General features: G+C 60.4%; 17 protein-coding genes and 6 pseudogenes. 15 read left to right on the top strand and 8 right to left on the bottom strand.

Features of this window, described 5'->3' with window-relative positions:
- The first annotated feature begins 254 nt into the window (after positions 1-254).
- Positions 255-935, top strand: a complete 681-nt coding sequence (locus tag G3N94_RS02280) for a hypothetical protein (protein WP_241021512.1) — start codon at positions 255-257, stop codon at positions 933-935.
- Positions 932-1,918, top strand: a pseudogene (locus G3N94_RS02285) (integrase); the annotation flags it as partial. The gene G3N94_RS02280 and the pseudogene G3N94_RS02285, both read left to right, overlap by 4 nt.
- A gap of 197 nt (positions 1,919-2,115) precedes the next feature.
- Here the strand turns inward: G3N94_RS02285 and G3N94_RS02290 are convergent.
- From G3N94_RS02290 to istA, 3 genes are read right to left on the bottom strand one after another with little or no spacing between them, the layout of a single operon-like run.
- On the bottom strand, positions 2,116-2,427 hold the full coding sequence (locus G3N94_RS02290; RefSeq protein WP_205790457.1) for a hypothetical protein: 312 nt from the start codon (positions 2,425-2,427) through the stop codon (positions 2,116-2,118).
- Positions 2,424-3,257 carry an IS21-like element helper ATPase IstB gene (gene istB, locus G3N94_RS02295; protein ID WP_205790458.1) on the bottom strand — a complete coding sequence of 278 codons (834 nt, stop codon included), beginning with the start codon at positions 3,255-3,257 and terminating at the stop codon, positions 2,424-2,426. The genes G3N94_RS02290 and istB overlap by 4 nt, the downstream gene beginning before the upstream one ends.
- Positions 3,254-4,735 carry an IS21 family transposase gene (gene istA / locus G3N94_RS02300; protein WP_241021513.1) on the bottom strand — a complete coding sequence of 494 codons (1,482 nt, stop codon included), beginning with the start codon at positions 4,733-4,735 and terminating at the stop codon, positions 3,254-3,256. Before istA ends, istB begins: the two co-directional genes overlap by 4 nt.
- A 218-nt stretch (positions 4,736-4,953) precedes the next feature.
- Here istA and G3N94_RS02305 point away from each other — a divergent pair.
- The 3 genes and pseudogenes from G3N94_RS02305 to G3N94_RS02315 all read left to right on the top strand — a co-directional run.
- A pseudogene (locus tag G3N94_RS02305) lies at positions 4,954-5,976 on the top strand (integrase); the annotation flags it as partial.
- Positions 5,977-6,003: 27 nt separating this feature from the next.
- Positions 6,004-6,982 (top strand): annotated as a pseudogene (locus G3N94_RS02310) (ATP-binding protein).
- A 40-nt stretch (positions 6,983-7,022) separates the two neighbouring features.
- On the top strand, positions 7,023-7,601 hold the full coding sequence (locus tag G3N94_RS02315) for a TniQ family protein (protein WP_241021514.1): 579 nt from the start codon (positions 7,023-7,025) through the stop codon (positions 7,599-7,601).
- Positions 7,602-7,621: 20 nt separating this feature from the next.
- Here G3N94_RS02315 and G3N94_RS02320 read toward each other — a convergent pair.
- Positions 7,622-9,322: pseudogene (locus tag G3N94_RS02320) on the bottom strand (site-specific integrase).
- 546 nt (positions 9,323-9,868) lie between these two features.
- The gene (locus G3N94_RS02325; protein WP_205790461.1) at positions 9,869-10,480 is read right to left on the bottom strand and encodes a TetR/AcrR family transcriptional regulator; all 612 of its coding nucleotides are present in this window, start codon (positions 10,478-10,480) and stop codon (positions 9,869-9,871) included.
- Positions 10,481-10,583: 103 nt separating this feature from the next.
- Between G3N94_RS02325 and G3N94_RS02330 the strand changes: the two genes are divergently transcribed.
- From G3N94_RS02330 to G3N94_RS42125, 7 genes and pseudogenes are all read left to right on the top strand, one after another.
- Positions 10,584-11,441 carry an alpha/beta hydrolase gene (locus tag G3N94_RS02330; protein WP_205790462.1) on the top strand — a complete coding sequence of 286 codons (858 nt, stop codon included), beginning with the start codon at positions 10,584-10,586 and terminating at the stop codon, positions 11,439-11,441.
- A 269-nt stretch (positions 11,442-11,710) separates the two neighbouring features.
- Positions 11,711-13,609, top strand: coding sequence for a propionate--CoA ligase (locus G3N94_RS02335; protein WP_205790463.1), 1,899 nt, complete (start codon positions 11,711-11,713; stop codon positions 13,607-13,609).
- Between the two features lie 357 nt (positions 13,610-13,966).
- Entirely contained in the window at positions 13,967-14,734 is a 768-nt protein-coding gene (locus tag G3N94_RS02340; protein WP_205790464.1) for an SDR family oxidoreductase, read from the top strand.
- A gap of 255 nt (positions 14,735-14,989) precedes the next feature.
- Positions 14,990-15,892: a transporter gene (locus G3N94_RS02345; RefSeq protein ID WP_205790465.1), complete on the top strand. Its 903-nt coding sequence runs from the start codon at positions 14,990-14,992 to the stop codon at positions 15,890-15,892.
- Between the two features lie 53 nt (positions 15,893-15,945).
- Positions 15,946-17,604 carry a GMC family oxidoreductase gene (locus G3N94_RS02350; protein WP_205790466.1) on the top strand — a complete coding sequence of 553 codons (1,659 nt, stop codon included), beginning with the start codon at positions 15,946-15,948 and terminating at the stop codon, positions 17,602-17,604.
- Between the two features lie 6 nt (positions 17,605-17,610).
- Positions 17,611-18,031 (top strand): annotated as a pseudogene (locus G3N94_RS42120) (IS3 family transposase); the annotation flags it as partial.
- A 192-nt stretch (positions 18,032-18,223) separates the two neighbouring features.
- Positions 18,224-18,375: pseudogene (locus G3N94_RS42125) on the top strand (IS110 family transposase); the annotation flags it as partial.
- A gap of 222 nt (positions 18,376-18,597) precedes the next feature.
- Here the strand turns inward: G3N94_RS42125 and G3N94_RS02360 are convergent.
- The 3 genes from G3N94_RS02360 to G3N94_RS02370 form a co-directional block, all read right to left on the bottom strand.
- A complete protein-coding gene (locus G3N94_RS02360) occupies positions 18,598-19,326 on the bottom strand; it encodes an OmpW family outer membrane protein (protein WP_346778628.1) in 729 nt (242 codons plus the stop codon).
- 76 nt (positions 19,327-19,402) lie between these two features.
- A complete protein-coding gene (locus tag G3N94_RS02365; RefSeq protein ID WP_205790468.1) occupies positions 19,403-19,681 on the bottom strand; it encodes a hypothetical protein in 279 nt (92 codons plus the stop codon).
- Between the two features lie 1,017 nt (positions 19,682-20,698).
- Complete coding sequence (locus G3N94_RS02370; RefSeq protein WP_346778629.1) at positions 20,699-21,358, bottom strand: winged helix-turn-helix transcriptional regulator; 660 nt, start codon at positions 21,356-21,358, stop codon at positions 20,699-20,701.
- A gap of 359 nt (positions 21,359-21,717) precedes the next feature.
- Between G3N94_RS02370 and G3N94_RS02375 the strand changes: the two genes are divergently transcribed.
- From G3N94_RS02375 to G3N94_RS02385, 3 genes are all read left to right on the top strand, one after another.
- Positions 21,718-23,349, top strand: a complete 1,632-nt coding sequence (locus G3N94_RS02375; protein ID WP_205790469.1) for an AMP-binding protein — start codon at positions 21,718-21,720, stop codon at positions 23,347-23,349.
- 257 nt (positions 23,350-23,606) lie between these two features.
- The gene (locus G3N94_RS02380; RefSeq protein ID WP_205790470.1) at positions 23,607-25,259 is read left to right on the top strand and encodes a GMC family oxidoreductase; all 1,653 of its coding nucleotides are present in this window, start codon (positions 23,607-23,609) and stop codon (positions 25,257-25,259) included.
- The gene (locus G3N94_RS02385) at positions 25,237-26,499 is read left to right on the top strand and encodes an NADH:flavin oxidoreductase/NADH oxidase family protein (RefSeq protein ID WP_205790471.1); all 1,263 of its coding nucleotides are present in this window, start codon (positions 25,237-25,239) and stop codon (positions 26,497-26,499) included. Before G3N94_RS02380 ends, G3N94_RS02385 begins: the two co-directional genes overlap by 23 nt.
- The last annotated feature ends 15 nt before the right edge of the window (positions 26,500-26,514 follow it).

Below are 26,514 nucleotides of genomic sequence, written 5' to 3' on the forward strand. Positions count from 1 at the left end.
CGACATTCTGACGAGATATGTCTCCCCAGTTTTTGCACGCTCTCGCGATATGCGAATTGACACTTGCATTAAGTTTGCGCCAGTCTCTGCAGCGACGTCGTATTGCTTGTTATCGTTAGGATTGCAGAATAAAACCAGGGTACCTTCAAGAACGAGCCGTCCTACAATTGCGTGCCGAGGCTGGGCGCGACCTCTCACAAAGTCGACTACGCCATTTATTCTCTTCGTCAGGTCATTTGCGTCAGTTACGAAAGATGCTGCCGCTCGCCGGTGCGGGCGGATTCCTCGATCGCTGCAAGCATACGGTGCCGTCGTACCGCATCTTCAAAGCGAGGCGCTCTGTGGCCTCCATCTCGGAGATCCTGCGCGATCAGAACGTATGCCTGTGCAACATTATAGGGCGGTCCCTCCGAGGTTCCTTGCGGTGCACAGCGGCAATCCGTGAGGCAGATCCAGCGGTCACCGCGTTCTGTGAGCGACCGGGTTTTATCCAATCTGAAGGGAAACGCTATCTCGCGGATTTTTGGGTGCGTTACTTTGATCGTCATGAATTAGTTATCCTATTCGATTTGGCATCCGAGCCATCTGCAAAACCTGACGCGCTCCTCGAGCATGCGGGGCTGACGGTCAGGGCGGTTCAGTCGTCTGAAATCGCTGCCTCTCGTACGTGGATCGCGAACTGGAAGCGTATGCTCTCTTCCCTCATCACCACGCGTGGCCTCATACCTCCGTCGCTCAGCAGCGCGATTGAGCGGTTTGTTGCTCGTCCGCATCGGCTACTTTCGATTGAGCGCGAGTTCACGACTGGAGATCCAGTTCTCGTACGTGCCGCAGTTTTCGGCTTGCTGCATGCCGGCCGTGTGCGGGCACCGGAACTACGCACGCACGAATTGTCGCTGCTCACGGTGTTTGTCGCAGTTGGAGATGTGGCATGAACCGGCGGCGCACTGATTTTCAGGCTCTGGACGTTGCGGCATGGCCCAGCGTCGCCTATACGGAATTTGGCGACGAAGAGCGTCGCGCTTTCCAGCTTCGTGTGAGTGCCGTCGAGCGTTATGCGCGAGGAGAGTCCATCGGGGACATCGAGCTGGCGACAGGCGTGAATAGAAGGCAACTCTATCGCTTGCTTGAGAGGGGATTGGCACAGCATCCTGACGGGCGCATCTTCGGGTTTCGCGCGCTTTTGAAACACGTGCGCATCTCGGACTATGTCAGGACAAGTCCCGTGAATGTTCACGGTGACCGCGGCAGTCGCGGCGCCGTGGGTGCCTTGTCGTTGCTCTTCGAGCGATATCCGGCGCTGGCAGCATGGCTGCTGTTACAGGTAAAACAACGCCGTGTCCTGCTGCAACAGGTCGGTACGGACGGCCGCCTTCGTACCCGCCTGCGTGGGCTGCGATCGCTGCACGACGAGTTCTTGCAGCAATGCCGCGCTGTTGGACTCTCGGCGGCGGACTATCCCTTCAACACGGCGGGGAACGCGATCCGGTCGCTATCGCAGAGACTGAAAGCGGAGATGCTGCGCAGTTTCGGGACCGCTGCGCGTTCGGCGGGTGCATCGCATCTGAAAGGTCTGCCACGGCACGACGAGAATGCGACTCCAGCCACGACGCGGCCGTATCAGGTTGTCGAGTTTGACGGGCATCGGCTCGACATCCGTCTGAAGGTGCTCGTGCGTGATCCGCTGGGCTTCGAGCACGAATTCGAGATCGAACGGGTATGGCTGCTGGTGATCATCGACGTTTGCACGCGGATGGTGTTGGGCCACCACATCGTCCTCGCGAGCGAATACAGCCGTTACGACGTGATCAAGACTGTAGAGAAGGCGCTTGAGCCGCATTTGAAGCGGTCATTTTCGATACCCGGGCTTGACTATGGTCCGCATGAGGGTTTTGCGCCACATCGTTTGCCCGAACTTGTGGCGCGACAATCTGGATGAGAGACGCGCGACAAACAAGATGAGAATGTCGCGGCGAGGTTGATGATGCCGATGTTGATTGTCGCTGACAAGCGGTTATTGATTGACGCGCGTTTTTAATTGTCGCTGGCAAGCGTTTGTTGATTGACGCCGGCACGTGAAGCATGCCGCGCGTCAATCAGGATGAGAACAGCGCGTCAGTCGGTGAGGTCGATGCCGTAACGCGTGACGATGGCTTTGAGCACGCGCTTTACGCTCTCGCGTTTGATCTCGACGAGCATCGTCGAAGTGCAGTTGGCTTCCAGCGCGGCCAGTCCGTCACTGAGCAGGGCCAGCAACGTAACGCGTGACGCCAAAGCCTCCTCACCAATGGCGTCAATCACGGCCCGCTTGCGCCGCAAGCGGTATGCACGTTGCCGTTGCGCTCCAGTGAGCGCGCTGGGCGGCGCCATCGAACTGTCGGATGCGTCGTCACGCGTTACGGCCGTCAGTTGCGAATTGTTCGTCATTGCTGATCCTCCTGTCGCGGCGGCACGCCGACGTTCTTTGGTGTCGCTATACTGGCCGGGCGTCCCGGTCCCTGTTGCTTGCGCTGCAGGGCGGCACGCCGACGGTAGCTTTCGACGTTCAGCTCGAAGATTGTCGAGTGATGGACCAGCCGGTCGACTGCGGCCACCGTCATGGCCCTGTCGGGGAAGATCTTGTCCCATTCGCCAAATGGCTGGTTGGCCGTTATGCAAAGAGAACGGCGCTCATACCTGGCGCTGATGAGCTCGAACAGCACCGACGTCTCGGCCTGATCCTTGCTGACGTATGCAAAGTCATCCAAAATCAGGACATCGAAGCGATCCAGCCGGTTGATGGCAGACTCCAGCGACAGCTCGCGGCGTGCGACCTGCAACCGCTGCACGAGGTCGGTGGTACGAGCGAACAGGACCTTCCAGCCGTTCTCCAGCAGGCTCAGTCCAATGGCTGACGACAAGTGCGATTTGCCTCCCCCGGACGGCCCCAGAAGAATCAGGTTGGTGCCGTTGCGCAACCAGCCGTCGCCAGCGCAAAGCGCTGAGACGTGCGCCCGGGACACCATCGGTACCGCGTCGAAATCGAAGTTCTCCAGCGTCTTGCCCGGCAGCAGCTTTGCGTCCTTGAGGTGACGTTCGATTCGGCGTCGATCGCGCTCGGCGATCTCGTGTTCGGCCAGCGCCATAAGCAGGCGAGCGCCGGGCCAGCCTTCAGTATCGGAGCGTTCGGCAAAGCTGGACCAGATCTGCTTGATGGCGGGCAGGCGCAAATCATTCAGCAGCAGCGACAGGCGGGTGGCGTCGAAATCATGACTCATGCTGCCACCTCCGTTGCCAGGTCGAGCAGGGCCTCGTAGTCGCGTAACGAAGCCAGTTGGACGTGCACCTGCGGCACGGCTGCGGGTTTCGGTGCGAAACGCGAATTTAGTGCGTCCAGATCGGGTAACTGTCCATCGTCCAGGCACTGCTGCAGCGCCTGTGCCAGTTGCGCCTCGCAGTTGCGCTCGTGGGCCAGGCTGAGCAGTTCAACCATGGTCTTGCATGCCGCACGCTCCGGCAGCTGCTCGCGCAGGCGTTCGAAGGTCATTCGATAGGCTTCGCGCGGAAAGACCTGATCGCGGTAGACCAGGTTGAGCAGCGCCATGGGCTTGCGGCGTAACGCGTGGATGATGTGCCGGTAGTTGATGATGTGGCCGTGCTTGCCATTGGGACCCGGCCGGCCGCGCTGCAGCGTCATCAGGGCCGTGCCGCCCAGGAACAGCTCCAGCCGGTCGTCGTACAGCCGCACACGCAGGCGATGGCCGATCAGCCGCGACGGGACGGTATAGAACACTTTGCGCAGGACGAAGCCACCGGTGGAGCTGACGTACACGCGCGTTTCCTCGTAGTCGCTCGTACGCTGCGCCGGCAGTGACTGAAGCAGCGCTCGCTCGGCCTCAATGCGCTTGCCATTACGCGCGTTGATGCGACCGACGATCTCGTCGATGAAACGGCGATAGGCCCCGAGCTCGGCAAAGTCGTTACTGCCGCGCAGGAGCAGCGCATCACGCACCGCGCTCTTGAGGTGGCCGTGGGGGCTCTCGATGGAGCCGTTCTCGTGGGCGATGCCACGGTTGTTGCGCGTAGGCTGCATCCCGTAATGAACACACAGCGCTTCGTAGCGCGTGGTCAGGTCGTCGCGCACTTCACGCTCGAGGTTGCGGAACGCCGCGGACAGGCTGTCGCTGCGATGCTCGCGCGGCGCGCCACCGAGTGCCCAGAGTGCGTTCTGGAGCCCTTCGGCCAGCGCGACATAGCTCTCGCCGCCGAGAATGACGTGAGCGTGTTCAAAGCCCGAGCAGGCCAGGCGAAAGTGATACAGGCGATGTTCCAGCGCGACACCGGCCACGGTGACATCCAGGCTGTCCATCTCGGTGAAGTCGGACAAGCCGAGGCGACCGGGCTCGTGTATCTGACGGAACACGACGTCACGCTCCTTGCCATGGAGTGCGCGCCAGTCGCGAATACGTCGCTCCAGTGTTCGGCGCACGTTGCGCGAGAGGTCTGGATGGCGCCGAAGCATCTCGTCCAGTACGGCCACCGGCCGGATACCCGGCGCGGACTGCAGCAACGGGACGATCTCGGCGTCAAAGATCGCAGCCAGCGGATCTGCGCGCCGGCGCTCGCGGGGCGCCTTCTTCTGCGATGGCAGTCGCCCGTCCTGTTCGATGCGATAACCCGTGGCGGCGCTGAACCCGGCGCGCGCAGCCGCTTGAGCTGGTCCTTCCTTGAGTCTGTACTTCATGTAGAGCCTCATCTGGTGGTCGTTGATGTGTCGTCCGGGCACTGCGCCTCCCTTGACATGGAAGACTCAGTTCATACCCGATCTACCGCGACCACCGACAAGGCTCTCCAATGACGGGGGGCTCCTCGGCGCGGCGTGGCGGCAGCGGTTCCGGGCTACGCCCTTCACCGCTGCCGCCACGCCAGTACTCTCATCCTGATTGACGCGCTGCTCTCATCTTGTTTGACGCGCTGCACGAACTGGCGTGGGCGACGTGCGAGTGGATCAGGCTCGACAACGCGAAGGCGAATCGGGCGAATGAAAGGCTCACAGCGCTCTGTGAGTTCGTTGGCTGTTGTGTTGATGCGGGGCCGAAGTACAGCCCGGACGAGCGTCCATACATCGAGCGATTTTTCGGAACAGTCGCGAGCCGGCTTTCTTCGCGGTTGCCGGGTTATACGGGTTCCCATCCGCGCGACCTCCGGCGTGAACTGGCTGATCCGAAGGGCAACCTGCATCTCTACGTGTCGCTCGATGAGCTGGAGGAGCTGGTTGAATATGCGATCGCAAGCTATCACGGCATCCCGCATGCCGGCCTGAACAATGTCACGCCGCTCGAGGCGATGGAGTATTTCGTTCGGGGCAAACAGGTCATGGTGACATGGCTGGCCGAACACCATCGTCGCACGCTGTGCCTGATGCAGTCCGCGCGCCACGGCAGCGTCCGAGCGTACCTACCGCAAGGCGTGCGACCGCATATCAACATGTATGGGGTTCGCTATACGAATGACGTCCTGGCTGCCAGCACCCGGTTGATAGGCAGGAAACTGCTGCTGTACCTGAACGCGGACGATCTGCGTAGCGTGCGGGCGTTCCTGCCAGACGGCACGGAGCTGGGCGTCCTGAATGCGCAAGGTGCATGGGGCGTGATGCCACATAACCTGAAGCTGCGGCAGGAAATCCTCAAGTTGCGCGGCAGACGGCGATCCCGCGCCGGAATCGACTCGAATCCAATTGAAGCGTATGTCCAGGCCAAACTCGCGCAGGCCAAGAAGAGCCGCCGGGCGGCGAATGATCTGGCGCAGACCGTCCGGGTACTGGCAGGTGCGCCGACCGTTCGCACGCCAGCCGGGCCAGTGCGCACTGCGGCGGCGCCTGCGGCACCCGCTTTTGCATCTGTTATTCAAAAGCCCACGGACGTGGCCCTGGCACCGAGCCCTCGCACGGGGGTTCGCATGCGCAAGCACTCGATCGCCTCAGGCCAGGTGTTCTAACCCGTCAGCAGAAACTGGAGGTGCATCATGTTAGTTGACGTTCCGAGACCGATCGATCCATCGCTGCATCCGCTTGCTACCCGCAACTACCGCATTGCGACCCCGGCGATCCAGGCTTTCTACGAACTCGTGGTCCGGTGTCCGCACTACAGGATCATGGGTGCGCTGATCTACGGGCCATCCCGCATCGGCAAGACGCGGGCGATCGAGTACGTGAGACTGCTGCTGGCGCGCAACTATCCGAAGATGACCAGCTATCACGCGCAGTGTGAGCATAAGCCCCGGCATGCCGAAGTCCCATTCTTTGCAATCCTGCTCGAGGCCGTTGGGGACCCTGATCCCAACGCGGGTTCGAACCCGTCGAAGCGGATGCGACTCTCGCTAAGAATACGCGAGGCGGCCGCCCGCGCCGGCAGCGGAACCGTACTGCTTTTTTTGCGACGAGGCGCAACGCTACAACGAGAACGAATATGAGTGGCTGCGCGATGTCCACGATGCACTGGACAGTCAGCAGATCAAGCTTTTCACGTTCCTGGTGGGTCAGCAGGAGCTTCTCGTGCAGAAGACCGGCCTGCAGATCGCCGGAAAGACGCAGATCGTCGCGCGACTGATGGTCGATGAGCTGTCTTTCTACGGCATCCGCGACGCGGAGGACGTGGCCACCTGCCTCGACGGTTACGACAGGACCGCTTATCCGGAGGGCAGTGACTGGAGCTTTACGCGCTTTTACGTCCCGCGCGCATTCGAGACCGGATACCGTCTGGTCAGCGACGCCGGCGTCCTCTGGCACGCGTTCGAGTCTGCGCATCACCGCGCAAACCTGCCCGGCAATCTCGAGATACCGATGGAGTCGTTCGCGCGGGCGGTCGAAATCGTGCTGAAGGAGTGTGAGCTCGAGGACGGTCTACAGTACACGCCGGACACTGCGCTGTGGGCGCATGCGGTGCATCATTGCGGCTATGTCCAGTCCCGTCATGCGACCGGCCGCGTTCTCGTCGCCGCCTGACGGGAAGCGCGGCTCAGCGCCGCACTTTCCGATCATGACGATGGACGAGCATAAACTGACGCCGGCGATGGGCTACGTCTTCAGCCACAGGTGGGTGGATCCGTGTGAATCGCTTGTTTCGATCTTCTGGAAGTTTGCCAGGGCGAATTCGGTGGCGGGTCACATCGTGGCGCGCCTGCTCGGTCCTGAGATCGATCCATATGAGGGCGTCGCGCCGCGGGCCGACGTGGTCGATGTCCGCCGGCTTCGCCATGCATTCGATCTTCCACCTAGGACGCTTTATGGATCACTGATACAGACTTCGGAGCGAAGCCGTTGCAGCGATCGTCTTCGCCGGTGTCGCCGCTGTATGGGGCGCGGCTACCACAGCGTCATCCATCAGTTCAACTGCGTCGATGTCTGCCCGGCCCATCATCTGCCGCTGGAGACTGCGTGCCGACGTTGCGGATACGAAGCACCATTCGTGATCAACGTGCAGCTTCTTGAAGCGCCGTATCGATGCGCGTATTGCCGCTGGGCCTCTGGAAACAAGGGGTATTCGCCAGCCTCTCACCAGCCCATGACGCGTGAGGAGCGCATTGCAATTTGCGGGGAGTCCTACAGGCTGCACTTCTGGTGATCAACCCGCTGCGTCTTTTACTATCGGTCCGCGAAGACGCTCCGGATCTGTCGTGCGCGTTCGGCTTCATCGCTGTGGAGGTAAATGGAGGTCGTTGAAATCGACGCATGGCGAAGGTTATCGCGGACCGTAGTCAGCGCGACACCGCCTTCAAGTGCGTGGGTGGCGTGCGTGTGCCTCATCCAGTGCGGGCTGGCTCGCCGGAGCTTTCCGGCGAGCACCGGGTTGTCTGCCTCGACAAGGTCGGCGGCTTGCGTAAAGAATCGCCGCATCACCTCCCATAAGTGTGCACTGGTGATGCCCGCCGCGCTGCCTTGCGCAAGGTTGGCGATCAGCGGAACGTCGGGACGCCACCGGACCGGTGTGACAGGAAGTCCCCGTACAATGAGATACCTGTCCAGCGCGGAGCGGGCGACCGGTGGTAACGCGACCTTGCCCTGCTTGCGACCTTTCCTGAAAAGGCTCACCCAGTGATCGCCTCTCGTGTCGGTCCCGATGTTGCCGAGACGGGCGCCGACCAGTTCGCTCACGCGCAGACCGGTTGCGTAGGCAAAGTCCAGCACGAAGCGCAGGCGTTGCGCCGCCGGCGCGCCCCATCCATACGACCACTCCAGTCCGTCGGCAAGAGTTCGAACCAGCATCCATTCGCCGTCGCTGAAGACATGGGTCGTGTCGAGTACGGTCGCGCGGCGGCTGCCGCGCACCTTGACGCCGGCAAACGGATTGGCGAGCAGATAGCGCTGTGCGATCAGCCAGCGGAACATCGCCGCCAGCACCGACAGCGTGTACGCCGTCGAGCGGGCGGACAGGCTACCCGAGAACGGTCGCCACTCTGGCGAAGTGCGGGCGCGGACAGCCCCGACCCAGCGGCTGCGCGGCGTAGGCCGGCGCAGGAAGGTGCGGTACGCGATCGCGTCCTCCGTTGTGAGTGACGACAGGGCACGGTTGCGTTCGATAATCGCCCTGAGCATCAGGCGTTCTGCCTCCTTCCGGTAGGCGCGCCGGGTCGATTCCGGCTCGTGAAGCGACTGCTACGCCTGCACGGCCTGGTAGTCGTCGGTCGCGACGAGCGTGCAGGTGCGTTGCGGCGCACGGAATTCGCCCGACGACCCGTCGATTTCGCGCGGCAGCCGCAGCGACTTCCACGGGACGACTGTTCCGCGATCGGTAGCCGCAATCAGTGCCGGCGCCCGCTCCGTCAACGCCGGATGTGCCGCAAAGAAAGCCTCGGTCTGCTTCCCCGCAGCCGTGCCGAGGCCGGGTATGGCTTTCCACCACTGGCGCCGGCGCGGAATCCGCACAGTCAGATCGGCCAGCGTCGCGATGCCGTGCGCGTGCAGCGCTGCGACCACCCGCGTCGGGAGCCATCGCCCGATTTCGTCGCCGATCTGGGGCTCGGGCACACGCGTGCGCCGAAGCGTTTCGATGGCCTGCGAAACGACCTAGGAGCGCTCGAGCCGCTCGTCCGCCCGATGACTGAGGAGGGTCACCAGATCATCGCGATGGAGACGCCGCGCAAGGGCCACCAGTTCGCGGCGGATCCGTCCGATGGTGCCGCGCGCGGAGGTGGATCCGCACGAAGTGTCAGGAAGGTAGCGCCGGACTGCGTGACGGGTGGACAGTCCCGCATACCATGCCCGCAGCGCGGCCAGTGCGTCGGCATCTGGCAGGTTGGACGAGGCGGGCGCGACGCCGTACGGTGAAGGGTGACGCGTTTCCATATCTGCCAGTTTAGGCAGAAATCATGGGCCCCAGGATAACAGCAGGTTTTATCTCAGGGGCGCGGTCTGCATGTGCACTTGTAACCGGCCGCCCACCGTCGCTGGATGCGCGACGGGCTCCCCGGCCAAGAGCCGTTTTCCGGAGGAACCAGAGCCCGTTGTCGGACCCCAACTGCCGTTCAGACCGGCGCCGCTGCAACGGCCGCTTCCAGGAGCAACCGCCGCTCGTCCAGCCAAGTTGGTCGGCGAGTAAACGGCCAAAGTCGACGGTGACTCATTGGCGTTTGGGCGGCAGCTATAGGCTCAAGCCCCGCTTACATTTCGCGCTGTCTCGACGGAACGCATGGACCCGCCAGTCACACGTGCAATTGGCGGCTTGCGGTCACCGCTGCCTCGCCAAGGATGCAACCACGCGGAGTTTCGGCACCCCAAAACTGATTTGTTGCGCCGGCGTAGCTCACTGATCGCGTTGAGGCGGTGTGAAGCGTTGACAGGCTTTGCACCCTCAACGTGGACAATTTCGTCGATTAGGTTTTCCCTTGAACATCAGGCGTTCAGGATTCCCATGAGAATGGACATCGTGGCGTCGAGGTCGGCACTGATTTTTTGACGCGAAATTCCGGCGCTCGCTTTGATAGCGACCGAATGAAGTGTTGCGACCAACAGATTTGCGCAACACCGCGCATTCACCGCAGCGGAGTCGCCCGAAAGGAAGGTATGCGCCCATCTCTCGATGCGGCGCTCCTCTCGCTCGATAAGCTCTTTGAGGATTGCTTTTGCGTCGTCGTGAGCATTGGCCTCATCAGAGAGCACGCATGCGATGAGACAGCCGCGGGGCCGTTCGTGATCGTAGAAGAGATGAACAATTGCTTCGCTAAAGAGCGACGGATCGAAGCGTTTCCCGTCCGTCTCGTTGGGAAGCTGGAGCATTGCATAAGTTTGATAGTAACGCTCCACAGCCTTAAAAAAAAGGGCGCGCTTATCGCCATAGGCGGCATAAAGGCTTGGACGGTTGATCCCCATCGCCTCAGTGAGCGTGTCCAGATCGGCGCCTTCATAACCGTTTTTCCAAAAAATCTCGACGGCGCGATCGAGCGCCGTATCGACATTAAACGCGCGTGGCCGCCCGCGCCCTCTCTTTTTCTCAGTCGTAAGCATTGCATCTTAGGATCCATATTTTCTTACTGCATGATACACAAATCGCTTGACGACGGCAACTGGATTTATTAACTTACCCACCAGTACACAAAGGAGAGAAACTATGGACACAACGGCAGAACGTGCGGCGACGACCCCGACCAAGTACCTGGACGTCAGGGGCGTACGCTACGCTTATCGGGAACTCGGACCCGTTAATCCGGCGGACAAGACACCTATTCTGTTCCTCCATCGGTTCCGGGGCACGCTCGACGACTGGGATCCGGGCTTTGTCGACGCATTGGCCAAGACCCGCCACGTCATTCTATTCAGTGACCAGGAAGTCGGCTCGTCGTCGGGGTCTGCAGCGACGAGTGTGGACGAAAAGGCGCGCAACGCCGCAGATTTCGCGAAGGAATTAGGTTTTTTAACTATCGATGTGCTCGGCTTTTCCATGGGAGGGTTCGTTGCTCAGGCGATTGCGATCGATGAGCCGACGCTCGTGCGAAAGGTGATCATTGTCGGCGCGGCCGGAGGTGGCAATCCGGAAGCGGCACCGCCGACCGATATCGTCTTCGAGATTGCGCTTCGTCCTGAGTACTCGCTCGAGGATGTCCGGTATCTGTTTTTCGCGGAAGGGCGCGACGAAGAAACGCGGGCCTATCTTGACCGTCGAGCAACCCGGACTTCTGGCCAGGAACCTCCGGTAACGCCCGTGGTCATCGGCAAGATGGTGTCGCTAATTGGCGACTTCATGAGTGGGAAGACCGGTCACTATGAGAAGCTGAAAGACCTTCGTCAGCCCACGCTGATCGTCTCCGGCGACAGAGATCCGTTCTTCCCTTTCAAGAACATCTGGATGCTGTATCGCGAACTGCCCAACGCACAGTTGCTCGCCTATCCCAGTTCGGGTCATGGGCCGCATCAGCAGCATCCCGAAGAGGTGGCCGCGAAGATCGAATACTTCTTGGCAACGACCTGATCGGCTCGGCTCTAGCTTTTTATCGGGCGCGGCTGATACGTTCCCTTCAGCGTAGCCCGGCCAAGATTCAAACCATACAGAGGATGGAGGCACCGGTGGCGACTGTGTTTCGAAGCTGAATCCCTTCGTATTGCGGACCTCATGGCGTGGAAGCACGCCATGAATCGGCTAGATGAATTACGAACATCAAAAGACGAAGGCGTCGGAAAAGGAATTCAGGAATAGAGATAACAGTTGCTTGTTGCCTTCACACGGGAGGAGATGCTGCGATGACCACTTATACGGAGTTCTATCGGCGTTCGATCGAAGAACCAGATGCTTTCTGGGCCGACCAGGCCTCATTGATCGATTGGAAGAAGCCGTTCGAAAGAGTTTGCGACTATGGGTCGCCTCCATTCACGAGATGGTTTGTCGGAGGAGTGACAAATCTGTGCCACAACGCTATTGATCGGCACCTGGCCAATCGCGCAGATCAAACCGCACTGATCTGGGTCTCTACAGAGACAGAACAGGAAGAAACTTATAGCTTTAGTGAGCTGCACGCCGAAGTGCAGACAATGGCCGCAATTATCTTGTCCCTAGGCGTGAAAAGAGGTGACCGGGTCTTGATCTACATGCCCATGATCCCGCAGTCTGTGTTCGCGATGTTGGCCTGCGCCCGTATCGGCGCCGTCCATTCTGTTGTATTTGGTGGATTTGCCAGCTCAAGCCTCGCCAGTCGCATCGAAGACGCCAAGCCAACACTGATTATCAGCGCCGATGCGGGATGCCGTGCCGGGAAGGTCATTCCATATAAGCCGTTACTTGATGAGGCCCTCGGACTTGTGTCGACGCCGTCCGCCAAAGTCCTCATCGTCGACCGGGGACTCGCGCCGACCCCCATGCGTGCTGGTAGAGACGAGTCTTACCACTCCTTGAGGCGGGAATTTCTTGGCGCCACTGTTCCTTGCGAATGGTTAGAGTCCAGCGCCCCAAGCTACACGTTGTACACAAGCGGCACAACGGGTACTCCGAAAGCCGTTCAACGGGACACTGGCGGATATTCCGTCGCGCTCGCAGCCAGCATGAAGTACATTTTTTGCGGCTCTCCTGGGGAAACGTTCTTCGCAACGAGCGATATCGGTTGGGTGGTCGGCCACAGCTATATCGTTTATGGTCCTCTTATCGCGGGTATGGCAACTCTACTCTACGAAGGGCTGCCCACACGTCCGGATCCAGGCATCTGGTGGAGGCTTGTCGAGAAGTACAAGGTGAGTACCATGTTTAGCTCACCGACAGCCATTCGGGTGATGAAGCAACATGAAAAAGAGGCGCTTTTCGAGGCGGATCTGTCCAGCTTGCGAAGCTTGTATTTGGCCGGTGAACCTCTCGATGCGCCAACAGGGAAATGGATAAATGATGCCTTACGTAAGCCAATTATCGACAACTATTGGCAGACCGAGTCTGGGTGGCCAATCCTTGCACTCGCGAATGGCGTTGAGCGCGCGGACAGTAAATTCGGTTCGCCAGGGCGACCAATGTACGGGTTTGCGGTACGCTTGCTCGACGATGAAACGGGCGAGGAGATAACGGTCCCAAATCGAAAAGGCATTCTCATCATCGATGGGCCGCTGCCCCCCGGGTGCATTCAGACGATTGCAGGCGACGATGAGCGTTTTGTGAACACCTACTGGTCCAGGATTCGCGGACGGTATGTCTATTCAACGTTCGATTGGGGCGTCCGCGACGAAGACGGCTATTACTTCATTCTTGGGCGCGCCGATGATGTCATCAACGTAGCCGGCCATCGGCTCGGCACACGGGAGATAGAAGAGAGTATTTGTGGCCATCCGAACGTCGCCGAGGTCGCCGTTGTCGGAGTTGCCGACTCCTTGAAAGGGCAGGTGGCTGTTGCATTTATAACTGTTAAGGATCGAAGTGCTGTCGCTACCAGTGAGGGTGCGTCCGCACAGAAACACGAGATTCTGAAACTTGTCGAGCTCAATCTCGGCGCTATAGCGCGCCCCGCACGAGTTCTTTTCGTTCCAGCGCTGCCAAAGACGCGATCAGGTAAGTTACTGCGCCGAACGATTCAGGCAATTTGCGAGGGCCGGGAACCAGGAAACATCACGACGATTGAAGACCCATCTGTGCTAGAAGCAATTGCAGAGTCGGTGACTTCAACCTAAGCGGCTCGAATCGGCCGTTATAGATGGTGGGTGAGAGAGGCAGCAAAGTGATGCCCATCATTCCCGATCTGATGGGCACCACTTTGTCACAGCCTGAAGAGAAGAAGCCGGGCACCGAACGGGTCACCCGAATTTCGCCCAGGAGCTTCGTGAGGGAATGGCGGCAGTAGCTTGCGAGCCGAACATCTGTTCACCTTGCGGCGGCGATATCTGGCCGAGCAGCAAGCTCGGTCTGCTGGGCTCATTCCGGTCGTACTGGCAAGCGACTGGGAGACGGAGGTCGCTGAATCATCTCCGGTGAGAGCGCAGGACAGGAACCTGCACATCATCATCTCATGACAATGGATGGAGACACGAATGCAACTCAAAGATAAAGTAGCAGTTATCACAGGCGGAGACAGCGGAATTGGGTTGGCCTGCGCGCGTTTATTCCTCGCAGAGGGTGCCGCCGTTGCGATCATTAGCAACAATTCTCTAAACCTCAGCGCTGCTAAAAATCAGCTTGGTGCCAACGTAATGGCAATTCAGGCAGACGTCACGATCCCCAAGACCCTCGGCGTTGCGTTTGCAGAGGTTGGTGATCGGTTTGGCCATATCGATGTCCTGTTTGCAGGCGCTGGCGTTGCATCCACTACCCCTTTGGACGGCGCGTCCGTTGAGACTGTTGAACGTGTCCTCACGATAAATATTGCCGGCAGCTTCTATTCCGTACAGGCCGCCCTTCCTCACTTGCGCTCTGGCGCATCGGTTATTCTCGTTGGCTCAGTCATGTCCACGATGGGATACGCCGGATTCGGAGTCTATGCCGCGAGTAAAGCCGGGATTTCGGGGATGGCGCGCTCCTTGGCCTCAGAGCTAACGCCTAAAGGCATCCGCGTGAACACGCTGGTTCCTGGTGCTACGCGAACTCCAATCTGGAACACCCTGGCGCAAACGGAAGCCCAGGTGCAGGAAATCGAGCAGGGATTAATCAGAAGCATCCCGATTGGCCGGCTCAATAACGCAGAGGAGGTGGCCCACGCCGCGCTCTTCCTGGCTTCCGATCGCTCAAGCAGCATGCATGCGGCGGAGCTAGTTATCGACGGTGGTGCCACTGGCGCCCCCCAAGGCGCACCGGTATTCTAAAAATCCCTGTGATGAAGTTCGGCTTATGTTCTCGCCTGCGGTCGGCATCGCAACTGCGCGTCCCCCGATAGGTCGATAGTCGGCAAACCAGGGTCAAAAAAGCGGTCGGTACTTGCTCGTGCGGGAATGCGTGGGTTGCTTCCGTACATGCCGATTTAAACCTGCAGAATGTGGTGAGCCACACACGCCGTGCGAAGAAGCAAGAAGTACGGGAATAACATATTAATTTCGTATAACTAAATATGGAGACAAAGGATGAAGCGGAATGTGACGCCTAGCTTGGGCGTTCTGGTGGTATGCGCGAGCATGGCATTAAGTTCGGTTGCGTTTGCCACAGAAGGGGGAAGCGATAACATCGGCGAAGGTGCCGAGGCGTTTTTCGCCGGCGCGTTGCCGCCAGCTGGCCTGTACGGCATCCTGTATTACTCGCATTACCATGCGTCGCACTTCAACGATTCGCACGGCAACAATTCGGTGCCGGGGTTTAAGCTCGACGCCGACTTGCTGATTCCTCGCGTCGTATATATGTCGAATCTGTCGTTGCTGGGCGGACGCTACGGAGCCTATGCGGTACTGCCGGTCGCACGGCTTTCGCTGAGTGCAGGCGGGATGCCATCCGACCGAACCAATCTCGGCGACCTGGTCGTGAGTCCGGCATTAATCGCGTGGGAAACCGGCACGCTTCGGACTGCGGCGGCCGTCGAGTTCGTATTGCCCACCGGTCAGTACGACAAGAACGCGGTTCTGAACATCGGCAAAAATTATTATACGGCGCGGCCGGTGTTCGCCGTGTCGTGGTTGCCGAACGAGAGGGTGGAATTGTCCGCGAAGGTGACCTACAGCTTCAATTCGCCGAACAATGACACGAATTACCACTCCGGAAACCTGTTCCACTTTGACTACTCGGCGAGCTATGCGGTCACGCCAGCGGCCCGCGTCGGAATTTCCGGCTATTTCATCAAGCAGACGACGGACGATGTACAAAACGCTCAATCGGTAGCCGGAGACGGATTTCGTGGGCAGGTCTTCGCGATGGGTCCCGGCTTACGCTATCAGTTCACCAAGGTCAGCGTCGAGGCACGCGTCGTGAAGGAGTTTCTCGTGCGGAATCGATCGGCCGGGGAGGCGGTTTGGGCGAAGATGGTAGTGGCATTTTGACCGAACAGTGCGATATACGGACTTGCGTATTACATAAGCATATGGAGACTTTAATGAGGAATGCAAACTCAGAGACAACGCGCGACAGCGCACCGCAGGCCTCGCCGAACTCGGAGTTCGACTTCGACTGGGCGATAGTCGGGTCCGGATTCGGCGGAAGCGTCGCCGCTCTCCGGCTGACCGAGAAGGGGTACCGGGTCGGCGTGATCGAACGCGGTCGTCGCTACGAGGACAGTGATCTACCCACATCGACAACCGAGATCGAAAAATTCGTCTGGGCCCCGGAGCAAGGGCTCTACGGCATCCTCCGAGATGTCGCGTATCAACATGTCGAGACCGCCTCGCAGACGGGCGTCGGGGGTGGGAGCCTCATGTACGGGGGGGTACTCTTCCGTGCGCAGCAGGGGTTCTACAACGACCCCCAGTGGCGAGGCCTCGAGTCCTGGGAGACGGCGCTTGACCCGCACTACGCCAAGGCGGAGTTCATGCTCGGCGTGCGGGAATCCCCGTGGGACTCGGTCTCGATCCAGCTGACCAAACGCATCGGCGAGCACTTCGGGGTCTCCGACGGCTTCAGGCTTGCGCCGACCGGCGTGTTCTTCGGCGAACCCGGCAAGACAGTCGATGACCCCTACTTCGGCGGCGAAGGACCTGCACGGACCGGATGCAGACGTTGCGGCGATTGCATGATCGGATGCCGCACGGGCGCGGCGAACAGGCTGACGAAGAACTATCTCTGGTTCGCGGAGAAGCGGGGCGCCCGGATCATTCCGGAGCGGGAGGTCATCGACGTTCGGCCCCTCGGCGCAGCCGACGGCGCAGACGGCTATCGGCTGGTCGTAGAGCAACGCAGCCCCGACGGGTCCCGCGCCCGCTCTGAGTACACTGCGCGCGGCGTCGTCTTCGCCGGCGGAGCTGTCGCAACCAACGAGCTGCTCGCAGACTGCAAGTACCGAGGATCACTACCGCGGATCAGCGACAGACTCGGGCACCTGGTCCGCACAAACAGCGAGACCTTCCTCAGCGTCCAGTTCCCCCATGATCTCGAGGCATGGCGCGACGTCACAGCGCCCAGCCGATTGCTCTTCGACGGGGACACCCAGGTCGAACTCCTCACCGTCGGGAAGCACGCCGACGCATGGCAGGGCAAGTTCACCGTCCTCACAGGCAAGGGGAACATCTTCGTCCGTCGCATCAAGTGGCTGACGAACGTCATCCTTCACCCGAGACGGTGGAAGGCAACCAAGCAATCCGAGGGTTGGAGCGCCCGATCACTGGCGATGCTCGTCATGCAGCCTCGCGACAACGCGGTCCGGTTACGCGCGGAGAAGCGTAGCACCGGCAACGGCTACACGCTCGTCAGCGAGATCGACAAGTCCCGCCCCGCCCCGACATTCCTCGGCGTCGGGCACAAGGTCGCGAAGTGGCTCGCCGACGAAACGGGTGGGGTTGCGGGCAGCACACTGACCGAAGCCTTCCGCAACGCCCCATGGACGGCGCACATCCTCGGCGGGGCGGTCATCGGCTCGAACGCGACCACCGGCGTCATCGATGCGAAGCTGAAAGTGTTCGGTTACGAGAACATGATCGTCTGCGACGCCGCCGCGCTGCCCGCGAATCCAGGCGTCAACCCCGCGCTCACGATCACCGCCCTCGCCGAGTACGCGATGGATCGGCTCCCGAGTGCACCCGCGACGGATCTGTCGCAATAAGGCGGTCTACTTCTCGAAGGAGTCGCGGTGAGGTGCGGCGTCATTGTGCAGATGCGACAGGACTATGCGGTGCCGCCGATGTGCCGGCTGCTGGGCGTTTCGGCGAGCGGGTAATACGCTTGGCGCATACGGCCTTGTGTCGCTGTGGGCACAGCAGGAACCGCGCCTCGAACAGAAGTACTGGCGGCGCATCAGCACAGCGCGCAAGCTTTGTCCCCGAGCGCCTGCAGAAACACCTCGACGGGCACGGCATGGGAGTCGGAGTTCACCGCATAATGCGGCTGCGCAAAAAGCTCGGGCTTCGCTGCCGGCAAAAGCACAGATTCAATGCGACGACCAGTTGCAGCACGACCTGCCGGCAGCGCCGACGGTTGAACCAGAACTTCAGGCCACCATGCCAAATCAGGCCTGGTGCGGGGACATAACCTCCAGACGCCCGCCAGCGCAGCCCGCTCATATCGGGTGAAGCTGCTTGAGCATGTTTGGAATGCAGGGCCCGGTGGAGTTGACATGGCAGTACCCGGGCATGCCCTTCCTCGGCTGCGAGAGGAAGTGAGCCGAAGCGGCGGTGACTTGCTGACACGGGCAAGGTGATGAAGTCCGTGGAAAACGCGATTTGCGGCGAGGCGGTTATCTGCGCACGCTGTTGGTCCACGGCGCGCGCTCGGTGATGTGTCACGCCAAAGTGCCGTCTACATGGCAGAAGGCGATCCAGGAGACAACAAGATGGCACGCGCTGCGTGGGCCATCCTGGCCCACGGCAGGACGTAGGAGAAGAATCACGTCAGCGTGAAACCCGCGTAGCAAATGAGCCGCAAAAGACCGGGTGAAGTGACGATAGATTGCTGAGGTCGATTAACATGTGGCGGCGAAACAGGTCGGACTGCAGGAACATAAACCCGAACAGGCCTTGCGTTTAAAAGTGCGTGGCTAGAACTAACCTAACGTATGAGGCGCGGGATCGATCCCGCGCCTCATACGGATGGGTGAGCGCTAAAACTTGTATGCGAGGGACACGAACGAAATGATGGGATCAACCTTGAGCTTCGCATTGCTCGTGACAGTACCCAGCTTCGACTGCGTCGTCAGCGTTGCACGAGTGGACAGCCACATATACGAAAGCGATGCATCAACCGACCAATGTTCGGTGATGTTGTAGGTCAGGCCCGCATTGATCACCGGTGCAAACTGGCGGCTTAGCTTGACGGTAGTCGGCCCCTCGAGGGCGGTCCCGAGGATCGGCGAATATAAAAGTGCCCCGCTAGCCGCCGCCGGCTCCAGTTTCGCTCCGCTAAACCAGACGTAAGACGCACCCGCCGCAAGGTACGGCCGCAGGTTGCTCCTGGCGTCATTGAAGTAGTACTTCAGCAATATTGTCGGGCTCCACTCATATGCTGAGCCAGCCCGTCCGAGCGCGCTGAGCGACCCGCTGCCGGATAACCGAAACTTGGGCGGAATGCCTCCTACGGCCGAGGTGGCGATGTGATCGGTAAAAAAATATGTAGCAGCGAACCCGATCGTATCGGCATTGTCAACTGATGTGCCTGAGCCCGCCGCCGTCACGCTGGTGCCGAGTGCGTTGACCGTGAGCGGCTTACTGGAGTCCTGTGGTGCGAAATGGAACCAGCCCAGGTTCACGACGAAATCTCCCGCGCGTTGTGCGTGAGCGGCCGTGCTTGTCATCAGTGCGGCGGCAACTGCAAATACTCGTTTCTGCAACACGCTGTCTCCTCCGGTTTTAACTTTATGGATGATGAGGTGAAACGGCAAAGGAACTGCGAAGTCGGCCGCGACGGCGCTATCGAAGGCACTCGGTCACGTCGCAAACGTCTTCTATATAGCGGCCCCGATTCGAGCCACCGGCGATACGACTGCCTTCTGCGGTGAAGCCTTCGCTCAGGCTGCCAAACAGCCCTCGGTAGCTCTCGACAACCTCATCGAGTGACTCGCACGCAGGCGGGTCGTAGTGGCGCACAATGCGGCGAGTTCCAGATTCGGTCGTGCGGTATACCGTGATCTGGTGATAGTTGCCCGATGCAATCGCCTGCGCGATAGAGCGTCCCTTTCTGAACATCATTGCCTCCTGTGTGCGGTTCAAAGCTGGGCGGACCCATGGATTTCAGGTCCCGTTGTCCAGATCGTTTTCTACGAAACTGGCAGCGTGTCTGGCCACTGCGGTCGCGCGTCTGTGATCGCGTCGGCTTCACGGATAAACGAGATGTGGCCGTAGCTCGGTCAGCGATCCGAGCGCGGAGCGTCCGGTGTGATGGAGGGAAGCGACTGACGTCCCCGCACCTGCGGCGGGCAGTGGCGTCGCGAACGATCGCTCCGAAGCGCGTGCGTTTTCATAATCTGAAGTGAGACTTACAGCGGCGGCACTTGAACTATGCAATTCGTATAGTATATGCACTATATTAAATGTATAGTCGGTAGAAACCCGAATCGTCTGCCATGGGGAGAGCCGACAGGGGCGCGGCATGCCGATCCGGCTCGCAGATCACGCACGATTTTCGTGATTCAGTGAACCAGGGTGAATGTCGAAGTGCTCGGAGCACCGGCATTCGGTCCTTGGGTCATTGAGTCGCAGGCTGGCATGACGCGCAAACCGGAATGCCGTGCGGCTCCTACTCCAGGTTTGGGGTTAAATGAAGCCGCCCGCCTCGCCCGCAGGGGCTTCGGGTAGCAAAACACCCGGCAGGTGCAGTTGAGTTCGCCGCAGATATCGACGGCATTGAGGGTGGAGCGGAGGGATCGCAGCTTTGCTCCCACTGGTTAAGTGGCGCAATGCTGGCATTGTTTGCCAGCAGATGAGAGGTTTGTCACGGCGTCCCGCAATTTATTTGGAGACAGCTTCGAGCGATGTCGCGTCGCTAATAGCCGGCGTAGACGGACCCGCCAGCCTTGGGTCCGAGTTCCGCTTTGAGTGGGTTCGGCGCGGCGGCCTGAATATCGCTATCGCGACTCGCCGGCCGGCAGTGGAAAAACGGCATGCCGTCGTCTATTCACTGCCTCTTCTCGCATCGGCGACAAAGGTAAGCGTGCTCACGCGCGAGCCGGCCGATTGGCATGGTGCGAAGACCGACAAGGCAACGCCTCAGGGCCTGTACTCGAGAACCTTGAATACCTGCGTAAAAGCTTGCCGGCTTCCTTGCAGCAGAGTTGCGCGCCCCTCGCGGAGCGCATGTGCTGGGGTGATCTGGCGCAGGGCCAACGCCATGAATGTTTCCATGTCGCACTGTATCTTGACGTCGGCGGGTTCCGCGCTAGGGCCGGAGCGCACCAGCACCTTCCCGTCGTTCACCGGGACATGGAAGACTTCCGCCCCCACGTGAAATTCGTACACCGCTCGCAAGCCGGCGCTTGACGCCGGATCGCTCGAACCCGTCAGGCACAGTGCGATGAGTTCCGCACGGGCACTCGATGGATCGATGCGCACGTCGACCGGCAGGCTAAGCCCCCAGAGTCCAAGCGCGATCACCGGTTTGCGCAGTTGTTCACCCAATTCCGTCAGTTCGTAAGCTGGTGCCGCGGCGGGCGCTGGCAGCTTGGTCGATTGGATAACATCGCTCTCCACCAGCATGGCAAGACGCTCGGACAACCGGTTTGCGCCCATGGCAGGCAGGATCGCCAGCAGATCCTTGAACCGCTTCGGACCCAGCAGGAGTTCGCGGATCACGAGCAGTGTCCACCGATCCCCCAGGACGTCCAGCGCGCGGGCCATTGGGCAAAGTTGACCGTAGGTTTTGTTTGGCATGTCACATTGTACAAGGCCCTGCGCAAGCGAAGCGGGGCGGAACGCGATAGTCACCGACTAGGCGGGAAACCTGCCACGCGAACTCGATGATGGCCGGGTCGCTGGCGCTAGGCCCCATGGCCTGCGCGACCACGGGTGAGTCTAGGTCCCAAAGTGTTCGTCACATGTATAACTATACTATTTGTATAGTACCATCGTTATATAAAGTGTATATTGATGGACGTAACCGCAGCCTGCGGTCCACGCATCGTTGGTCTTCGACTCGGGCGACTCTCGCCTGACGTTTCCGCCAGCGGGCATGACTCAGTAGCGGGCCCGACTGCATGAGGCCTTCGCATTAGCGGACTATGGAGACCCAAATGAGCAAAAGACACTGGATCCGGTCGTACGGCTCGATTCCCCCCGAGATCGACGCCGATCGCTATCCTTCCGTGAATGCGCTGCTGCAAAGCGCAATGTGCCAGTTCTCCGACAAGCCAGCCTTCCGCGGCGTCGGTCGGACGCTGACCTATGCGGATATCGACCGTCTCTCGTTTGCATTCGCCGCTTACCTGCAAAAAGTGGTCGGCGTGAAAAAAGGCGATCGTGTGGCTGTGATGCTGCCGAACGTGCTGTCGTTTCCGATCGCCTTCATTGCCATTGCAAAAATCGGCGGGATCCAGGTCAACGTCAATCCGCTATACACGGCGCGGGAGCTCGAGCATCAGCTTAACGACGCGGGCGCCGAAGTTATCGTCGTCCACAGCGGTTCAACGTCCACCTTTGCGCAAGTGGCTGGCAAGACGCGCGTCAGAAACGTGATCACAGCGGGCCCGGACGACGGTGACGCTGCGATTCCAGGGGGCGCCATCAATGAGTCGGCATGCGAAGGAATCACTCTGCAGGCAGCAATCGACCTGGGCGAGAAGCTCGAATTCGATCCGGTGACAGTGAGCGGCACTGATTTGCTCTTCCTGCAGTACACCGGCGGCACGACCGGGCTGTCGAAGGGCGCCGCGTTGTCGCACCGTAATCTCATCGCCAACATCGAGCAGTTCAAGGCTTTCATGCCCGATGCACAGCGGCCTGGCGCGGAGGTTGTCGTGACCGCGATTCCGCTGTACCACATCTTCGCGCTCATGGTGAACTTCCTGACCTATTTCTCCGTCGGCGCCGAAAACTGGCTCGTAGTCAACGCGCGAGATACCGATGCTTGCATCGATGTGCTGAAGGCCGCGCGGCCGACAGTGTTTGCGGGTGTCAATACGCTGTACGCCGGGCTGGCCGCCCATCCGCGCCTGACCGAGGTGGACTGGTCGAGACTGAAGCTTTCCGCTGGCGGCGGGGCGGCGGTGATCGACGTTATCTCGGAGAGGTGGAAATCGGTGACGGGCAGCTTCATTCGCGAGGGTTACGGGTTGTCGGAGACTTCGCCTGTCGTTTCTTTTAACCCGCAGTTTATTAGCGACTTCACTGGCAGCACGGGCCTGCCCGTGCCTTCCACCGATGTCAGGCTGCTGGGCGACAAGGACGGGGAGGTCGGCATTGGCGAGTCCGGAGAGATATGTGTCAAGGGACCGCAGGTGATGTCCGGATACTGGGAGGATCCCGAGGCAAACGCCAAAGCGTTCACCACTGACGGTTACTTCCGCACGGGTGATGTCGGCATCTTCAATAACGAGGGCTTCCTCAAGATCGTTGACCGCAAGAAGGACATGGTTCTCGTCTCGGGCTTTAATGTCTACCCAAACGAAGTGGAAGCGGTCGCGACCACCTTTCCCGGCGTCGCTGAGTGCGCGTGCATTGGCGTGCCGGATGAAAAGACAGGGGAGGCGCTCAAGCTGTTCGTCATCAAGGAACGCGGAGCCGACGTGACTGGGGAAGCTCTGGTCGCTCACTGTCGTGCCGGCATGGCGGCGTATAAGGTGCCCAAGAGTATCCGTTTCGTCGACGCACTTCCGAAATCGACCGTGGGAAAGATGCTTCGACGAGAGCTTCGCAACATTGACTGACCGCCGCGTCGCGCGACAGTCGGACGCCGAGCTGTGCATGTCAGGCGAATTCACCCAAAACCAAGCGTCGAAGTTGATTGCGTGTGGGCGCTGATAAGGAGCGGGTTCGCGTTGGCGATGCAAATCGTCCTCAAGGCGGACGTTCGGTTTCCACTATTCGAACCGTCAAACCAGGAAAAACGGAGACAAACCATGAACATCTTGCACGCTGATGCCCGCGTTGATGGCACCACCGGTGCGGGCGCGAGGTGCCCGCAATGAATGCTTCCTACGACTTCGACTACATCGTCATCGGCTCAGGCTTCGGGGGCAGCGTGTCCGCCTGCCGGCTGACCGAGAAGGGCTATTCGGTTGGCGTGATGGAGATGGGGCGGCGTTGGACGGCCGAGGATTTTCCCAGGACCAACTGGGACGCGCGGCGCTGGATGTGGAAACCTGGCCTGAAAATGTTCGGCTTCTACAACATGCGCATTTTCCGCCACGTGATGGTCTTGAGCGGCAACGCCGTCGGCGGCGGCTCGATCACCTACGCCAACGCCTTGCTGGTTCCGCCCGACAGAGTGTGGGAGGAGGGTTCCTGGGCAGGCCTGACGGACTGGAAGCGCACCATGCCGCAGTACTACGTCATGGCGGAAAGAATGCTGGGCGTGACCGAGAACAAGATTCTGGGCGAGGCTGATCTGCGGCTCAAGAAGATGGCGGACTTGCAAGGCGTGGGCGACACGTACCACAGCGGCCGTGTAGCAACGTTCTTTGCTCCCAATGGCGAGGCCGGCGGCAAGACCTATCCTGATCCCTACTTCGGCGGCGAAGGTCCGGAGCGCGGAACTTGCGTCGGTTGCGGCGGCTGCATGGTGGGTTGCAAGCACAACGCCAAGAACACGCTCGACAAGAACTATCTTTACTTCGCGGAAAAACGTGGTGCGCAGATCTTTGCCGAAACCAAGGTGGTGGACGTGCGCCCGCTCAACGGCAAGGAGGACGGTAGCGACGGCTACGAGGTCTTCACCGAGCGTTCGACCGCCTGGTTCGACAAACAGCGGCGTAGCTTCCGCTGCCGCGGTGTCGTATTTGCCGCTTCTTCACTGGGCACAATGGAGCTGTTGTTCCGGCTCAAGCACAGCGGCTCCCTGCCGCGCATCAGCGACGACCTTGGCAAACGCGTGCGCACCAATGCCGAGTCCCTCGTCGGTGTGCGCTTTCCAGCCAAAGACAAGAGCATGTCGCCCGGCGTGGCAGGTGGCGCCGGCGTCTATATCGACGAGCGCACGCACATCGGTGCAGTACGTTACCCGGAAGGCTCGGACGCGACAGGCCTGATGATGACCTTGCTGTCCGGCGGGCGTGCCGGGTGGACGCGGATCTTTACATGGCTATGGACGCTGCTGACCCATCCGCTGAAAGCGGCGCGGGTGCACAACCCTTTCGGATTTGCGCGCCAGACCGTCCTGTTCGTGGTGATGCAGACGGTGGACGCTTTTATCAACATACAGTTCAAGCGCCGCTGGTACTGGCCGTTCAAAAAGCGGTTGTGCACCGAGGGCGGCCCGATCCCCACGTTTATTCCTGAAGCGAATGCGTTTGTTGAAAAGGGGGCAAAGGCACTGGGCGGCATTCCCACGACCCTGTTGACCGAGATCCTGTTCAACATCCCCACGACGGCGCACTGCATGGGGGGGTGTGCGATGGCGGACTCTCCCGAGCGCGGCGTGATGGATGTCCAGAACCGCGTCTTCGGTTATCGGAATCTGCTGGTCTGCGACGGCTCGATGCTCAGTTCCAACTTGGGTGTGAACCCCAGCCTGACCATCACCGCGCTGACCGAGCACGCGATGTCCCACATTCCCGCGAAATCGCCCCTTGCAACCCTCCTTCCGAGTGCTAACCATGGCCAATCCGTCCACATCTAACTCCAGCCCGCTGAACCAGCCCTTGCGCCTGCCCAACGGCAGCGTGCTCCGCAACCGTCTTGCCAAGTCGTCCATGAGCGAGGCGCTGGGCACCTACGACAACCATGCGACGCCCAGGCTCGTCGAGTTGTACCGGCGTTGGGCCGCCTCAGGCGTTGGCCTGCTGCTGACCGGCAACGTCATGATCGACCGCCGTGCGCTGGGCGAGCCTGGCAATGTCGTGATCGAGGACGAATCCGACATGCTCATCCTGAAGCAATGGGCCCGCGCGGCCACCGATCAGGGCGCGGCCCTGTGGGTGCAACTCAACCATCCCGGCAAACAGTCGCCCAAGGGCCTGAACGCCAGCAATCTATCGCCGTCGGCCATCCCGTTTCGCGACGATATGTCGGCGTTTTTTGAGACCCCGCGCGAAGCCACCACCGCCGAGATCCGCGACATCATCCAGCGCTTTGGACGCAGCGCTGCCATCTGCAAGAAGGCAGGCTTCAGCGGCGTGCAGATCCATGGCGCTCACGGCTATCTGATCAACCAGTTCCTGTCACCTCATCACAACCGGCGCACTGATGAGTGGGGCGGTAGCCCGGAGAACCGGCGCCGCTTCCTGATGGAGGTCTACGCAGAAATCCGCCGCCAGGTCGGCACCGATTTTCCAGTGGGCATCAAACTCAACTCGGCTGACTTTCAGCGCGGCGGCTTCACCGAAGAGGAGTCGATGGCCACCATCAACGCGCTCGCCGAGGCGGGCATAGATTTGATCGAAGTTTCCGGCGGCACCTACGAGGCGCCGGCCATGAGCGGCGCCTTCCAGCAGCCGCGAAAGGCCTCCACGGCCGCGCGTGAAGCGTACTTCCTGGAGTTCGCGGAGAAAGTCCGCGCGAAGAGCCTGGTGTTGCTGATGGTCACCGGCGGCTTCCGCACAGCCGACGGCATGAACGCCGCACTGCGTTCGGGTTCACTCGACATTGTCGGTCTGGCGCGGCTGTTGGCCATCGACCCCGATGCTCCGGCTGCCCTGCTGCAAGGGCGCGACAGCCCGCAGCGCGTGCGACCGATCAGCACGGGCATTAAACCGGTGGACCGCATGGGGATCATGGAAGTGCTGTGGTACACGCGGCAACTCAAGCGCATCGCCGATGGAGGCAACCCCCGCCCGAACGAAAGCGGCCTGATGGCCTTTCTCAAGAGCCTCGTGAATAGCAGTTGGGGCAACTATCGCACCAAGCGCATGCGGGCTTGACCGTACGCCTCCTTT

The sequence above is a fragment of the Burkholderia sp. Ac-20353 genome (assembly GCF_017104785.1).
GTDB lineage: Bacteria > Pseudomonadota > Gammaproteobacteria > Burkholderiales > Burkholderiaceae > Burkholderia.

Bases quoted from the DNA above. Each gene is read 5' to 3' on its own strand.
- G3N94_RS02280 (WP_241021512.1), top strand. From the start codon at position 255: ATGCTGCCGCTCGCCGGTGCGGGCGGATTCCTCGATCGCTGCAAGCAT.
- G3N94_RS02290 (WP_205790457.1), bottom strand. From the start codon at position 2,427: ATGACGAACAATTCGCAACTGACGGCCGTAACGCGTGACGACGCATCC.
- istB (WP_205790458.1), bottom strand. From the start codon at position 3,257: ATGAGTCATGATTTCGACGCCACCCGCCTGTCGCTGCTGCTGAATGAT.
- istA (WP_241021513.1), bottom strand. From the start codon at position 4,735: ATGAGGCTCTACATGAAGTACAGACTCAAGGAAGGACCAGCTCAAGCG.
- G3N94_RS02315 (WP_241021514.1), top strand. From the start codon at position 7,023: ATGGACGAGCATAAACTGACGCCGGCGATGGGCTACGTCTTCAGCCAC.
- G3N94_RS02325 (WP_205790461.1), bottom strand. From the start codon at position 10,480: ATGCTTACGACTGAGAAAAAGAGAGGGCGCGGGCGGCCACGCGCGTTT.
- G3N94_RS02330 (WP_205790462.1), top strand. From the start codon at position 10,584: ATGGACACAACGGCAGAACGTGCGGCGACGACCCCGACCAAGTACCTG.
- G3N94_RS02335 (WP_205790463.1), top strand. From the start codon at position 11,711: ATGACCACTTATACGGAGTTCTATCGGCGTTCGATCGAAGAACCAGAT.
- G3N94_RS02340 (WP_205790464.1), top strand. From the start codon at position 13,967: ATGCAACTCAAAGATAAAGTAGCAGTTATCACAGGCGGAGACAGCGGA.
- G3N94_RS02345 (WP_205790465.1), top strand. From the start codon at position 14,990: ATGAAGCGGAATGTGACGCCTAGCTTGGGCGTTCTGGTGGTATGCGCG.
- G3N94_RS02350 (WP_205790466.1), top strand. From the start codon at position 15,946: ATGAGGAATGCAAACTCAGAGACAACGCGCGACAGCGCACCGCAGGCC.
- G3N94_RS02365 (WP_205790468.1), bottom strand. From the start codon at position 19,681: ATGATGTTCAGAAAGGGACGCTCTATCGCGCAGGCGATTGCATCGGGC.
- G3N94_RS02370 (WP_346778629.1), bottom strand. From the start codon at position 21,358: ATGCCAAACAAAACCTACGGTCAACTTTGCCCAATGGCCCGCGCGCTG.
- G3N94_RS02375 (WP_205790469.1), top strand. From the start codon at position 21,718: ATGAGCAAAAGACACTGGATCCGGTCGTACGGCTCGATTCCCCCCGAG.
- G3N94_RS02380 (WP_205790470.1), top strand. From the start codon at position 23,607: ATGAATGCTTCCTACGACTTCGACTACATCGTCATCGGCTCAGGCTTC.
- G3N94_RS02385 (WP_205790471.1), top strand. From the start codon at position 25,237: ATGGCCAATCCGTCCACATCTAACTCCAGCCCGCTGAACCAGCCCTTG.